Annotated in this window: 16 protein-coding genes; 8 read left to right on the top strand and 8 right to left on the bottom strand. The window is 63.3% G+C overall.

From position 1 onward, the window contains the following. Positions 1-17: 17 nt before the first annotated feature. Positions 18-827, top strand: coding sequence for a tyrosine-protein phosphatase (locus GJB56_RS06500; protein WP_047888402.1), 810 nt, complete (start codon positions 18-20; stop codon positions 825-827). A gap of 69 nt (positions 828-896) precedes the next feature. On the opposite strand, the gene GJB56_RS06505 is transcribed toward GJB56_RS06500, so the two are convergent. Further along, positions 897-2,255, bottom strand: a complete 1,359-nt coding sequence (locus GJB56_RS06505) for an RNA polymerase sigma factor (protein WP_019748245.1) — start codon at positions 2,253-2,255, stop codon at positions 897-899. Positions 2,256-2,433: 178 nt separating this feature from the next. After that, entirely contained in the window at positions 2,434-3,201 is a 768-nt protein-coding gene (gene ppgK / locus GJB56_RS06510) for a polyphosphate--glucose phosphotransferase (RefSeq protein ID WP_007732834.1), read from the bottom strand. Positions 3,202-3,357: 156 nt separating this feature from the next. On the opposite strand from ppgK, the gene GJB56_RS06515 reads away from it, so the two are divergent. Continuing rightward, a complete protein-coding gene (locus tag GJB56_RS06515) occupies positions 3,358-4,236 on the top strand; it encodes an inositol monophosphatase family protein (protein ID WP_021344118.1) in 879 nt (292 codons plus the stop codon). Positions 4,237-4,252: 16 nt separating this feature from the next. Here the strand turns inward: GJB56_RS06515 and cei are convergent, their stop codons facing one another. Then, positions 4,253-4,936, bottom strand: coding sequence for an envelope integrity protein Cei (cei, locus tag GJB56_RS06520; protein WP_003942618.1), 684 nt, complete (start codon positions 4,934-4,936; stop codon positions 4,253-4,255). Positions 4,937-5,469: 533 nt separating this feature from the next. Between cei and GJB56_RS06525 the strand changes: the two genes are divergently transcribed. After that, positions 5,470-5,772, top strand: coding sequence for a DUF4193 domain-containing protein (locus GJB56_RS06525; protein ID WP_003942593.1), 303 nt, complete (start codon positions 5,470-5,472; stop codon positions 5,770-5,772). A gap of 80 nt (positions 5,773-5,852) precedes the next feature. Here the strand turns inward: GJB56_RS06525 and GJB56_RS06530 are convergent, their stop codons facing one another. Further along, entirely contained in the window at positions 5,853-6,350 is a 498-nt protein-coding gene (locus GJB56_RS06530) for a DUF3093 domain-containing protein (protein WP_019748248.1), read from the bottom strand. Positions 6,351-6,391: 41 nt separating this feature from the next. Between GJB56_RS06530 and dut the strand changes: the two genes are divergently transcribed. Both dut and GJB56_RS06540 read left to right on the top strand, forming a co-directional pair. After that, positions 6,392-6,886, top strand: coding sequence for a dUTP diphosphatase (dut, locus tag GJB56_RS06535; protein ID WP_003942635.1), 495 nt, complete (start codon positions 6,392-6,394; stop codon positions 6,884-6,886). 3 nt (positions 6,887-6,889) lie between these two features. Further along, on the top strand, positions 6,890-7,729 hold the full coding sequence (locus tag GJB56_RS06540; protein ID WP_080910837.1) for a DUF3710 domain-containing protein: 840 nt from the start codon (positions 6,890-6,892) through the stop codon (positions 7,727-7,729). Between the two features lie 11 nt (positions 7,730-7,740). On the opposite strand, the gene GJB56_RS06545 is transcribed toward GJB56_RS06540, so the two are convergent. Beyond that, a complete protein-coding gene (locus GJB56_RS06545) occupies positions 7,741-8,466 on the bottom strand; it encodes an alpha/beta fold hydrolase (protein ID WP_046378492.1) in 726 nt (241 codons plus the stop codon). A gap of 138 nt (positions 8,467-8,604) precedes the next feature. Between GJB56_RS06545 and GJB56_RS06550 the strand changes: the two genes are divergently transcribed. Both GJB56_RS06550 and GJB56_RS06555 read left to right on the top strand, forming a co-directional pair. Further along, a complete protein-coding gene (locus GJB56_RS06550; RefSeq protein ID WP_003942613.1) occupies positions 8,605-8,979 on the top strand; it encodes an OB-fold nucleic acid binding domain-containing protein in 375 nt (124 codons plus the stop codon). A 52-nt stretch (positions 8,980-9,031) separates the two neighbouring features. Continuing rightward, the gene (locus GJB56_RS06555; RefSeq protein WP_019748252.1) at positions 9,032-9,745 is read left to right on the top strand and encodes a DUF3159 domain-containing protein; all 714 of its coding nucleotides are present in this window, start codon (positions 9,032-9,034) and stop codon (positions 9,743-9,745) included. On the opposite strand, the gene GJB56_RS06560 is transcribed toward GJB56_RS06555, so the two are convergent. From GJB56_RS06560 to GJB56_RS06570, 3 genes are all read right to left on the bottom strand, one after another. Then, positions 9,738-10,031, bottom strand: a complete 294-nt coding sequence (locus GJB56_RS06560; RefSeq protein WP_019748253.1) for a GNAT family N-acetyltransferase — start codon at positions 10,029-10,031, stop codon at positions 9,738-9,740. The genes GJB56_RS06555 and GJB56_RS06560 overlap by 8 nt on opposite strands. Positions 10,032-10,064: 33 nt before the next feature. Continuing rightward, complete coding sequence (locus GJB56_RS06565) at positions 10,065-10,727, bottom strand: potassium channel family protein (protein ID WP_003942632.1); 663 nt, start codon at positions 10,725-10,727, stop codon at positions 10,065-10,067. A gap of 86 nt (positions 10,728-10,813) precedes the next feature. Continuing rightward, positions 10,814-11,479, bottom strand: a complete 666-nt coding sequence (locus tag GJB56_RS06570; RefSeq protein ID WP_019748254.1) for a potassium channel family protein — start codon at positions 11,477-11,479, stop codon at positions 10,814-10,816. 171 nt (positions 11,480-11,650) lie between these two features. Between GJB56_RS06570 and GJB56_RS06575 the strand changes: the two genes are divergently transcribed. Then, on the top strand, positions 11,651-13,645 hold the full coding sequence (locus tag GJB56_RS06575; protein ID WP_007732857.1) for an APC family permease: 1,995 nt from the start codon (positions 11,651-11,653) through the stop codon (positions 13,643-13,645). Positions 13,646-13,668: the final 23 nt, after the last annotated feature.

The raw sequence follows: 13,668 nt of genomic DNA on the forward strand, positions 1-13,668 counted from the left end.
GGCCCTATTCTGTCCGGATGTCGAACAGAATCGCCCGTCCCGCCGCGACAGTCCTGTGCGCGGTGATCCTCTCGTGCGGTCCGGTGCCGGCGCTCGCCGGGGGAATACCCGCGCTCGAACAAGCCGGACCTGCAGCTGCGCAGGTTGCCGCAGACCGATCGCTGCATCTCGAGGGTGCGTCGAACGCGCGTGACATCGGCGGCTACGTCACCGAGGAGGGGCGGACCGTTCGGTGGGGGAAGGTGTTTCGCTCGAATGCCCTCGACAAGCTGACGCCGTCGGATCTCGCGTCGTTGAGCGAACGCGGAGTGGAATCGGTGGACGACTTCCGCACGGTCGTCGAACGGACGCTCTCGCAAGACCGCATTCCGAACGGGGCACGAACCAACTGGTTCGACGTCATCGGAACCAACCCCGCCAACCTCCCGGCCCTGGTGGACATGCCCACGATGTACGCGTTGATGGCGACCGATCCGGGGGCGAGCCGCGCATTCCACGATGCTCTGGTGAACGTCGCGAACACCGAGGGTGCAGTCCTCTACCACTGCTCGGCGGGCAAGGACCGTACCGGCTGGATGACTGCGGTTCTTCTGACCCTCCTCGGCGTGAGCCGCGCCGACGTGAACGCCGACTACATGCTCAGCAACCAGTACCTCACCGGACCTCGCACCGGGAGTGCGTTCATCGACGGCGTCGAACAGTCGTGGCTGGACACGTCTTTCGCCACGGTGGATCGGGTGTACGGCAACTTCGACAACTACGTCCGGGACGGCCTGCAGTTGAGCGACGGGGACATCGCACAACTCCGGGACACACTCTTGGCCTGAGGCGGCAAACGAAGAAGAGCCGCTCTCCGGAAATCCGGAGAGCGGCTCTTCTGCGTATAGCTGGTGTGACTAGTCGAGGTAGTCGCGCAGAACCTGCGAACGCGACGGGTGGCGCAGCTTCGACATCGTCTTCGATTCGATCTGACGGATACGCTCACGCGTGACGCCGTAGACCTGTCCGATTTCGTCTAAAGTCCTCGGCTGGCCGTCGGTGAGGCCGAAGCGCAGGCGAACCACGCCGGCTTCGCGCTCGGACAGCGTCTCGAGTACCGACTGCAGCTGATCCTGCAGCAAGGTGAACGAGACGGCGTCGACTGCGACAACAGCTTCGGAGTCCTCGATGAAGTCACCGAGCTGGCTGTCGCCCTCGTCGCCGATGGTCTGGTCGAGAGAGATCGGCTCACGCGCGTACTGCTGGATTTCCAGCACCTTCTCCGGCGTGATGTCCATTTCCTTGGCAAGCTCTTCCGGCGTGGGCTCACGGCCCAGGTCCTGGAGCAGCTCACGCTGGATACGGCCGAGCTTGTTGATGACCTCGACCATGTGCACCGGGATGCGGATGGTGCGAGCCTGGTCGGCCATCGCACGGGTGATGGCCTGTCGGATCCACCACGTGGCGTAGGTCGAGAACTTGTAACCCTTGGTGTAGTCGAACTTCTCGACTGCACGGATCAGACCGAGGTTGCCTTCCTGAATGAGGTCCAGGAACGCCATGCCGCGGCCCGTGTAGCGCTTGGCCAGCGAGACGACCAGGCGGAGGTTGGCCTCGAGGAGGTGGTTCTTGGCGCGGTTGCCGTCGCGGCAGATCCAGCTCATGTCGCGTCGCTGAGCCGCAGGCAACTTCTCGCCCTTGTCAGCAAGATCCTGCATGATCTGCACGGCGTAGAGGCCGGCTTCGATGCGCTTGGCCAGTTCGACTTCCTCTTCGGCGTTGAGGAGTGCGACCTTGCCGATCTGCTTGAGGTAAGCGCGAACCGAGTCGGCGGACGCCGTCAGTTCGGCGTCCTTGCGTGCCTGGCGGAGAGCCTCGGACTCTTCCTCGTCCCAGACGAAGTCGCCGGAAGCCTTGTCCTTCTCGGACGGCTCTGCAGCGGTCTCTTCGTCTTCGCCGACTGCTACGACCTCGACGACATCGGACTCGACCTCGGCAAGGTCGCCGTCCGTGATGTCGATGTCTTCCAACTCGACATCGCCGTCTTCGGCATCAGGATCGCCGGCCTTCTTGGGGCTGGCCTTCTTAGCTGCTGCCTTCTTGGCCGGAGCTTTCTTGGCCGGAGCTTTCTTTGCTGCTGCCTTCTTGGCGGGAGCCTTTTTCGCCGGAGCCTTCTTGGCTGCCGGAGCGGTGACGGTGGCCGCCTCCACGGCTGGAGATTGTGGCTCTGACTCTGATGGAGAATCAGCAGTCTGACGTGTATCGGTGGCTGCCACGTACGCCCTTTCGTGACGGTGTCGTGCGGCGTCACGCCAGAGTGGTGATCCGGCGGAGAGGTCAATGGTTGTTGGCCGGCGCGCAGCCGGACTTCACCATTGTAACGACTCTCAGGAAACTCTTACGTCACGGCGGGCCGTAACAGGTAGATTTTCCGCTTTTCACGTGCAGGTTTTCTCATCCGGCGACGGGGGCCGGCCTGGTCAGTCCGACCGACGCGAGCGCAGCTCCGGCGATTCCCGCGGTGTTGAGGAGGGTGGCGGGGACGACCTTCGTGCGGTTGGTCAGGTGCGGAATCCACTTCTCGTGCTTGCGGCTGATTCCGCCTCCGGCGATGAAGAGATCAGGCCACAGCAGGTTCTCGAAGGTGGTCAGAACTCGGGAGACCTCGACCGCCCACTCCTTGTAGCTCCAGTCCTTTTTTTCCTTCACCGACGACGCCGCTCGATGCTCGGCTTCCTTGCCGTCGACCTCGAGGTGGCCGAACTCGGTGTTGGGCAACAGAACTCCGTTGTGCAACACGGCAGATCCGATTCCGGTGCCGAAGGTCAAGAGGATCACGACGCCGGAGGTGTCCTTGCCCGCTCCGAACGAGTCCTCGGCAATTCCGGCGGCGTCGGCGTCGTTGAGGACGGTGACTTCGCGCCCGCCCAGGGCCTTGCCGAAGAGCGCGGCCGCGTCGGTGTCGATCCAGGACTTGTCGATGTTCGCGGCGCTGCGCGCGACGCCGCCGGTCACGACAGCGGGCAAAGTGATGCCGACCGGCCCGGTCCACTTTGCCTGCTCGACGATCTCGGCCACAGTGCCCGCGATCGCATCGGGAGTGGACGGCTGCGGGGTCAGGATCTTGATGCGGTCACCGATCATTTCCCCGGTGCTCAGGTCGATCGTGCCGCCCTTGACGCCGCTGCCGCCGACGTCGATCCCGAAACCTGTGGTTGTCATCGTCCTGCGCTCCTGAGTGTCGAATTCGAGGTCACGATCTACCGTTGCAAACACTAACCCGAACAAGGACTCGGGCGCGTGCGACTCCAGGCGTTCGAGTGGTGCCCCTCGGTAGAGATGTGTTGCGATGGTCCGGTGCGCCCTTCAGAAAGAACGTTGCCCGACTTTTCCGCCGATTCTCTGGACCCCGCACAATTGCGGGCAGTTGCCGTAGCCGTCGCCGAACGCGCAGCCGAACACGTCCGCGTGCGTCGGCCCGAGGTATTCGGCCTGGTGGGTTCCGGTGCCTCCGAGGGTGGTTCGGTTGCTGCGAAGAGCACGCCGACCGATCCCGTCACGGTGGTCGATACCGAAACCGAACAGGTGATTCGCGACCTTCTGGCGCAATTGCGCCCTGCAGATTCGATCTTGGGTGAGGAAGGTGGCGGAGACACCGACGATTCCGCGGGAGTTCGATGGGTTGTCGATCCCATCGACGGCACGGTGAATTTTCTCTACGGAATCCCCGCGTTCGCCATTTCGGTGGCCGTACAGATCGACGGGATCTCAGTGGCCGGGGCTGTCGTCGACGTGTCGCTGGAAACAACGTATTCCGCGCACCGGGGCGGCGGCGCAACCATGGCCACGGCCGACGGCGTCGTCAGCGAACTGCACGCCAATGAGGTGACCGAACTGTCAATGGCTCTGTTGGCCACCGGTTTCGGCTACGGAGCGGATCGCCGAAAGGTGCAGGGCACCTTGATCGGGCAGATCCTGCCGCAGGTTCGCGACATCCGACGCATAGGTTCGGCAGCTTTGGATCTGTGCATGGTTGCCACCGGCCGGGTCGACGCTCACTTCGAGCACGGGCTGAGTCCGTGGGACTGGGCCGCGGGCTCCCTGATCGCTTCCGAAGCGGGCGCCGTGATCAACGTCCCGGCGCCCAATTCCACTTCGGCCGACGGCGATGTCGTCTATGCGGTGGCTCCGGCGATCGCCGAGCAGTTCGCGCACATGCTCAGTTCGATCGGCGCAGATCAGCCGATTCCGAGCTGAGGCCGAACCGGGTTTGTCAGCAGCGCGCCGTGCGCGCTGCTTTGAGCAGTGCGATGTCCATCGGAGCGACTTCGGCGTTTGCGGGCTGCTCGGCCAGAGCATGCAGGATCGCGGTGGCGTCGGTGTTGGGGGTCAGGGCGCCCTTGTTGTAGGTGCCGAGAGCCAGGTCGACGGTGTCGTCGCCGCGGCCGTCCTGGACCAGTTCGGCGCAGGGGGCGACCAGCCAGACGGAACTGGCGGCGGCGAGGCCGTTCGCTCCGAAGCGGATCTGACCCTGGCACTCCATGTTCTGGTCGACGTAGACGGGGTCGTTTCCGACCTGGACGTCCGGCGCGCTGGAGAAGCCGAACTCGCTCAGTTGCGCTGCCACCTGGGCGGCCTGACCGTGTTCGCCGTTGGCGTTGAACACACGAACCTTGGTGGCCGCCAGGGGAGCGGGATCCACGTCGAGCAGCTTCGAGCGGTCGACGACGGTTCCCAGCGGTAGTGGCGCCGCTGCCGAGGGATCGGAGGAAGGCTGCGGGAGGTTGCAGGCGACGGTGTCACTGACTTCTGCCTCGGCGCTCAGGATGCGGACCCACAAGACACTGCCGATCAATGCGAGTACCGCGAACACGGCGATCACCGGCCACGCGCGCCGACGGCGGAACGGACGTCCCTGGTCATCGGTAGAGCTGCCTTCGGTGATCAGAGAAACCACGGTATCCCTCGACTTTCTTGACGAAACTTCTACTTCGCCATCGGGCCGAGCGGCGCCGGCATGACGTTCGGTGCCTACCTTAGAGGGCTTGTGTGACGACACAGCCGAAGCGCGGCTCGACGCGTCGACACGTTGTCGATCGCCCAACGGTAGTTGGGCAACTAGCGGGCAGTTTCTACCCGGATCCGGTCTGAAAATGTCGCCGAAAGGTCACAGCTTGCTCTTGCCTTGGTGACAATTCGCAGTCATTTTTCGGAAATTTCCGATTCGGTTACTACTTTCGTGCTCACGTCGGCTACTGTCTGGCGGCCCAGGTCGTTCAACTGGGCATCGGCCGGACGCCGAAATGACAACCAAATGAGGCGCAGATCACGTTCTCGGAAGGAACTTCCGGGCACTAATTCCAGTCCTGCAGCGTTATGCAGCGACAGGGAATGATCTGGATGCCACGGCGGTTTCCATGCGCATCAAGGATCTACCGGATTCTCGGCGCACACGGGACCGGGATACACGAAGAGGATGGGGTAGACGAGATGGCAACTGACTACGACGCACCGAGGCGTACAGAGTCCGACGAGGTTTCGGAGGACTCTCTCGAGGAGCTGAAGGCGCGACGCAACGAAGCGCAGTCAGCCGTCGTCGACATCGACGAGACGGACACCGCGGAGTCCTTCGAGCTGCCGGGTGCCGACCTTTCCGGCGAGGAACTCTCGGTTCGAGTTGTTCCGAAGCAGGCAGACGAGTTCACGTGTTCGAGCTGCTTCCTGGTTCATCACCGCAGCCGCCTGGCCAGTGATGCCAACGGACAGCTCGTATGCATGGACTGCGCTGCCTGATCTCCCTTCCCGGTGGTCGACCCGTCAGCTCGCGGGTCGACCAAGGGTCGGGAAGTACTGCTTTGCTGTGACCGCGCTGGTCAGCGATCCAGCGCAGCCAGCAGATCAGCGGGACGACGTGTGCTCACCAGCCAGTACGGCGTGGGATCCTCCGGGTCGTCGAGCACGATCAACACCATTGTCTTGACCCATGGGCGATGTTGGACGAACGCCGACGGATCGAGTTGGCGCCCCATCGCCGCACTCTTTGCGGAAGCCGGCACTGCTGCCGCCCGCGAAATCAGTTCGACCGGCAGGTGGGCTCGACCCACGTGCAGTTCTTTCACCCCTGCTGTCTCCACCACCTCGACGCGCATCCGGCTGAGCCAGAATGCCGCCCAGATCGGGATGGGGAGCAGCACGACGTACGCCAGGTACGAGAGAAGCCCCGGGCGGCCCATGTGGACCTCGGCCGCGAGGAGTCCGGCTACGGCCAGCCCGGCGATCCACCACCAGATCGGCACCCACAGGCGCTCGGAGAACAGCGTCGTGGACGGGGGCGTTGTGGTGGCGACGTCAGGTCGAGATGTTTCGGGCACCTGTCAAGGATAGTCCGTCGCTACGAGTAGTCTTGGCCCACGTGAGCGACCATCTCTCCATCGCCTTGAAGCGACTGGATCCAGACCTGCCCGTTCCACAGCGTGCGCATCCCGGAGATGCGGGTGTGGATCTGTGCTCCACCAGCGATGTCACCATCGAACCCGGCCACCGAACACTGGTCGGAACGGGGATCGCGATCGCTTTGCCGGTGGGCACCGTCGGGTTGATCCATCCGCGTTCCGGACTTGCCGCAAAATCGGGACTGTCGATCGTGAACGCGCCCGGAACCGTGGACGCGGGATACCGGGGCGAACTCAAGGTCTGCTTGATCAATCTCGATCCGGCCACAGCCATCGACATCCGCCGCGGTGACCGAATCGCTCAGCTCGTGGTTCAACGAGTCGAACTTCCGGTTTTCGAGGAAGTCGAGTCGCTGGACGACACGACCAGAGGAACCGGAGGCTACGGTTCCAGCGGCGGTCACGCGATACTCGATACCGATGCGCCTGGCGCGGTCGTCGGAGAGGGAGTCTGAATCATGTTCGGACGCAAGAAGAAGACAGACGTCGACGAGGAACCCACCAGCTTCTTCGGTGACGAGAACGACGAGTCGGTGGAGATCGACGAGGTCGAAGACGATCTCGACGTCGCCGGCGACGAGTTCGGTGACGAATCGGAAGGCCCCTACGACATCACGGAGATCGATTCCGACGATCCGACGGCAGGCCGTGACGGTCAGCGCCTGGATCTCGGTTCCGTTCTGGTGCCGATGCCGACCGGCGGACAGTTGCAGGTCGAGATGGCACCCAACGGTTCGCCGCAGGCCGTGCACCTGGTCACCGAACATGGCCGCATCACGGTTGCTGCATACGCCGCCCCGAAATCACCCGGTCAGTGGCGTGAGGTCGTTGCCGAGCTCGCGCAGTCGCTTCGCGACGACAATTCTGCGGTGAGCGTCGAGAACGGCCCTTGGGGCCGGGAACTGGCTGCCGTGACGGCCAACATGGACCTGCGGTTCATCGGCGTCGACGGTCCGCGGTGGATGGTGCGCTGCGTGGTAGCGGGTCCGAGCGGATCCACCGCCGCGAACACCCCTTTGGTGGCAATCGCACGCGACATCCTGCGCGACACCGTCGTCAACCGAGGATCAGAGCCGCATCCGGTGCGGACACCGCTGCCCGTCGTGCTCCCGCAGGTACTCGCCGAGCAGCTGGCGGCCGCACACGAGCAGCAGTTGGCAACAGCGCAGCAGCAACAAGTCGCCGCCCAGCAGCAACAGCAGTCAGCTCCGCCCGCTCCGCCGTCACCTCCAGCGCGACCGACCCCGCCGCCGCGTAGCGGCGAATCCGGTTCTGCCATGCAGCAATTGGGTCAGTAGCAGGTCTTCTTTCAGGCGCTCGCGGTGGTATCGGATTCGATCGCCGCGAGCGCTTTGATGCAGGTGGATCCGAGAACCGTGGGGTCGCGCCCGATCATGTCGAGCGTCGTCGTGGCGACTGCGCCGCGGGGGAGTGCATTCGCCCAGGCCTGCGCCACTGCCGCGGGATGAACCGGATCGTCCACCGCCGAAGCGATGCCGACCGGAATGCCCACCGCCTGTAACGCGCTCTCGCTGAGCGAGTGGTACGACGCCGCCTCGTCGAGCGCGGCCGGGAGATCGGGCCATTGAGAGCGCCAGGAGCGCTCGAGTTCGGCTCCGAGCCACGCCGGACTCGACGCGAGCATCGCTGCGATCACCGCCTCCAATCCTTCGGAGCGCAGTTGTGCTGCGGTGAACCTCGCGCTCGCTGCAGCGGGTGCGCCGTCCGCCGACCCGATCCAGGCCGGAAGCGCTGCCAACACACTAACGGTTCTATCGGGGTTCTCGGCGGCCCACTGGAGCGCCACGGCGGCCCCGATCGAGACGCCTCCGACGATGATTCGGCCGTGCGTGTCCGCGGCTCTGTCCATCGCGTCCAGATAGCCGTCCACGACACGCCGAGGGTCCGGTTCAATTGCGACGATGCGCACACCCAGAGCCGCTAGCGGCGCCCGGAATGCGCGGTCTGCGAAGTGGGCGTCAGAGCCTGTACCTGGGAGAACGACGGCAACGGTCGCCGATTCTGAGTTCTGCATCTTTTGATCTTGCCCGGTGCCCCCGAGACGCGGACTGACCGGTGTGGTTACACGCTCGTAATGGGTCTACAGTGGCGATCACACAGCCCTTCACGTGACGCGAAACCCTTGCGTCACACATGTTCGCAGGAGCGCGCAATGGCACCCGCCGCCGCAGGATATTTTCGTCGACTGACCCAGCGTCTGACCGAGGACGTCGACCAGTTGGACGCCCAGGAGATGGCCGAGTCCAACAAGGCTTCCGGAGGTCAGAAGGCCTGCGATTGTCGTCGCGGTGAAGAAGTCACGATGGTGGGCCGACTCCGCAGCGTCGACGCGTGTCCCAAGTCGGGAAATGCCAGCATCGAGGCCGAGTTCTTCGACGGCACCGAGGTGATCAATCTCGTCTGGATCGGGCGTCGCCGGATCCCGGGAATCGAGACCGGTAAGACCCTGCTGATCCGCGGTCGTGTGGGCGAGCGTGACGGTCGCAAGGCGATCTTCAACCCTTACTACGAACTGCGCGGCGAATAGGCGCGTTTCCCGCATTTACCGTGCAACTCGGTGACTGTGGCACCCTCGACAGGTGACTGAAACACAACAGCGATCGGTAATCGACCAACTCGGCGGGCTGAGTGGTCTGATCTATTCGTCTTTGCCGATTCTGATTTTTGTCCCGGTCAACAGCATCTGGAACCTCACCGCGGCAATCTGGGCCGCATTGGGCGTCGCTGTCGCTATCGCGGCCTGGCGCCTCTTCCGCAAGGATTCCCTCCAACCCGCAATTTCCGGGTTTCTCGGAGTCGGAGTTTCCGCGTTCATCGCCTATCGCACCGGCGATGCCAAAGGATATTTCCTCTTCGGTATCTACACGAGCCTCGCCTACGGTGCGGTCTTCCTGATTTCCATCCTCGTGCGCTGGCCCCTCGTCGGAATCATCTGGGGTTATCTCAACGGGCACGGCAATCTCTGGCGCAAGCACAGCTCCGCCGTCCGGCTCTACGACATCGCGACGGCGGCGTGGGCGCTGGTCTTCGGTGCACGGTATCTCGTTCAGTCACAGCTCTACGACACCGACCACACCGGATGGCTCGCAGTCGCGCGTATCGGCATGGGTTGGCCGTTGACCGGTTTGGTGCTGCTCGTGACGGTCTGGGCTGTGCGCAAGGCCGATCGCATCGTCGAGCCGGAACCGGTTGTCGAGCCCGAAAGCAGCGAGCCCACCGCAACGGACGCAGGGTCCGAAGAGGTGGGCTCGGTGAATCTGACGAAGCCGCGCGAAGACCGCGATCTCAGCTGATCAGGTCCTGGTACTCGGGGTGCTTGTCGAGAAACTTCACGACGTACGGGCAGACCGGGTGAACCTTGAGGCCACGGGCGCGTAGGTCGTCCAGAGCCTGGCGGACCAGAATCGCGGCCAGCCCGAAACCTTCGAAGGCCGGGTAGATCTCGGTGTGGTTGAACGAGACGACGTCACCGGACGTGGTGTAGTCCTCGATGCCGGCGAGGTCGCCGTCTGCATGGATCTCGTACCGGCTCTGGGCTGGATTGTCGGTGACTACGGTGTTTTCGGGTGCTTGTGCCATGTGATTCCCTTTCGTCGTCAGTGTGTTCGTCGGTCAGTTCTCCAGGCGGAGTGCAACGCGCAACTGATCCTCGGCGTCGACGGCCGCGACGAACAGGAGTTCGTCTCCACCTTCGATGGGATCGTCCATCTGCGGGACGATCACACGCCCGCCCCGCAGAATGGTGACCAGTGCGCAGTCCCGCGGAAGTTCGAGTTTCTTGACGGCTTTTCCGGCAAGAGGTGTGTTGTCGGGCAACGTGATCTCGACGAGATTGGCCTGCCCCTGCCGCAGTGTCATCAGTTTGACCAGGTCACCGACGGAGACGGCTTCTTCGACGAGCGAAGCGAGCATCCGCGGTGTCGAGACGGCGACGTCGACGCCCCACGACTCGTCGAAGAGCCATTCGTTGCGGGGATCATTGACGCGGGCGACAACTCGGCGAACGCCGAACTCGGTTTTCGCGAGCAGACTGAGGACCAGGTTGGCCTTGTCGTCTCCGGTTGCGGCGATCACGACCTCGTAGGACTCCATCGACGCGTCCTCGAGGCGGCTGAGTTCGCACGCGTCCGCGTGTACCCACTTCGCCTCGGGCACCGACTCCGGTTCGATGTGATCGAGTTTGCGCTCGATCAGCATGACGTCGTGTGAGCTTCGAATCAGCTCTCGCGCAATGGAGCGGCCTACTGCGCCGGCTCCGGCGATGGCGACCTTCATCGAGAACTTCCAATCACGTTGTAGTGCAACACAGTCGCAGGCTTGTTGTGAGGGGCGGCGTTCGGATCAGTCATCTGCGGCCTCCGTCAGTCGTCACTCGGCGGCGGGTTGCCGGCCAGTGCGATCGCTTCGGCGACAGTTCCCGATACCGCGGCGATGTAGACCTGGTCGTCGGCCTGGATGACGGTCTTGCGATCGGGGAGCACGCCGGTTCCGAATCGGATGATGAAGGCGACTCTCGAACTGGTCGCGCTCTCGAGTAGTGCGATCGGCTTGCCGGCCCAATCCTCGTGCAGGGCAAGTTCGGTAATCGCAACAGTGCCCGAAGGATCGCGCCACTTCGCGGTCTGACTTTCCTTGGTCAGCGTGTGAAGGAAGCGATCCGTCGACCACGGCACGGTCGCGACGGTGGGGATGCCGAGGCGCTCGTAAACAGCGGCACGCTTGGCGTCGTAAATACGCGCGACGACGCGTTCGACGCCGAAAGTCTCGCGTGCGACTCGCGCTGCGATGATGTTGGAGTTGTCTCCCGAGGACACCGCAGCGAAGGCGTCGGCCCGCTCGATGCCCGCCCGGACCAGCACGTCACGGTCGAACCCCATTCCCAGAACCTTGGTTCCCGGGAAGTCGAGATCGAGACGCAGAAACGCACTCTGATCGCGGTCGATGACGGCGACCTCATGTCCGATCCTGGTCAGAGACGCGGCGAGGGAAGAACCCACTCGACCGCACCCCATGATGACGACATACACGCCCTACTCCGTTCATGGACCCTCATGGCGCGATTGCACGCCGAATCGAACGGTACAGCCCCTCACGGGAAGAGCAAGTACAACGGTCGCCTGCGTGCCGGGTGTCACGACAAAAGGTGAAGTTGGGGCTCTGATGACTCCGAATCGGGCGAGACGGCTTACGCTTTGCACGTGTCTAAGCTCTCGACCGCTACCAAGCGGCTCCTGCTCGGTCGGCCGTTCCGAAGCGACAAACTCGGGCACACGCTGCTACCCAAGCGAATTGCACTACCGGTCTTCGCGTCCGACGCGATGTCGTCCGTCGCGTATGCCCCCGAAGAAATCTTCCTGGTTCTCTCCGTCGCTGGTATTTCCGCGTATGCGTACACACCCTGGATCGGATTGTCCGTCGCCATCGTCATGGCTGTGGTGGTGGCGAGTTACCGCCAGAACGTCCATGCATACCCGTCCGGTGGCGGCGACTACGAGGTCGCGACGGTCAACCTCGGCCCGACCGCCGGTCTGACCGTCGGTAGTGCGCTGATGGTCGACTACGTGCTGACGGTCGCTGTGTCGATCTCGTCGGCGGCGTCGAACATCGGCTCGGCTCTGCCGTTCGTCGCGCAGCACAAGGTGTTGTTCGCGGTTGCGGCGATCGTGTTGCTGACCGCGGTCAACCTTCGCGGTATCCGTGAATCCGGTACCGCGTTCGCAATTCCGACCTACGCATTCATCGTCGGCATGTTCCTGATGCTCGGGTGGGGATTCTTCCGGATCTACGTTCTTGGTGAAGACGTGCACGCGGAATCGTCGTCGTTCACACTCAACGCCGAGGATTCGCATCTGTACGGAATTGCCTTCGCGTTCCTGATCGCGCGTGCCTTCTCCTCGGGCTGTGCTGCATTGACCGGCGTCGAGGCCATCAGTAACGGCGTACCGGCGTTCCAGAAGCCGAAATCGCGCAACGCGGCCACGACCTTGCTGCTGCTCGGGTCGATCGCCATCGTCCTGTTGATGGGCATCATCATCCTGGCTCAGAAGATTGGCATCGTCTACGCACACAATCCGCAGGAACAGCTGGTCGGTGCGCCGGAGGGTTACCACCAGAAGACCTTGATCGCGCAGATCGCCGAAGCCGTGTTCAGTGGTTTCCCGATCGGATTCTTCTTCATGGCGATCGTCACGGCACTGATCTTGGTTCTGGCCGCGAACACCGCGTTCAACGGATTCCCGGTACTCGGATCGATCCTGGCGCAGGACCGGTACCTACCGCGTCAGCTGCACACGCGCGGCGACCGACTGGCATTCAGCAACGGAATCCTCTTCCTCTCCGGTGCTGCGATCGCATTCGTCGTGGTGTTCGGCGCCGAGGTCACCAAGCTCATCCAGCTGTACATCGTCGGCGTCTTCGTCTCGTTCGTGCTCAGCCAGACGGGCATGATCAAGCACTGGACTCGGCATCTGAAGTCCGAGACCGACAAGGCACAGCGGGCCCGGATGCAGCGCTCGCGAGTGATCAATTCGATCGGTCTCGCAATGACCGCCACCGTCCTGATCATCGTTCTGATCACCAAGTTCGCTGCCGGCGCCTGGATCGCCATCGTCGCGATGGTCGCGATCTTCATCGTGATGAAGATGATCCGCAAGCACTACGACAGCGTCGCAGCCGAGCTCGAGGAGCAGGAGTGGGACGGCGTACTTCCCAGCCGCACGCACTCGATCGTGCTCGTCTCGAAGTTGCACATGCCGACGATGCGAGCTCTCGCCTACGCGCGAGCCACGCGACCGGACACCCTCGAAGCCATCACGGTCAACGTCGACGAGCCCGACACCCGTGCACTCGTGCGTGAGTGGGAGAAGAGCGACGTGACGGTTCCGCTCAAGGTGATCGAGTCGCCGTACCGCGAAATCACCAAGCCGGTTCTCGATTACGTCAAGCGTGTACGACGCGATGCTCCGCGTGATGTCGTCACCGTCTTCATTCCCGAGTACGTCGTCGGACACTGGTGGGAGCAGATCCTGCACAATCAGAGCGCGCTTCGTCTGAAGAGTCGTCTGCTCTTCCAGCCCGGCGTGATGGTGACCAGCGTTCCGTGGCAGCTGAGTTCGTCGGCAAAGGCAAAGCCGCTGGACATCGAGAAGACCGCAGGCGCCACGCGTCGCGGTTACGACACCGGCGAGAAATGATCACCGGCGAAAAATGATCGGCA

Origin of the sequence: Rhodococcus sp. AQ5-07 (assembly GCF_009707305.1) — a bacterium.
GTDB lineage: Bacteria > Actinomycetota > Actinomycetes > Mycobacteriales > Mycobacteriaceae > Rhodococcus_F > Rhodococcus_F erythropolis.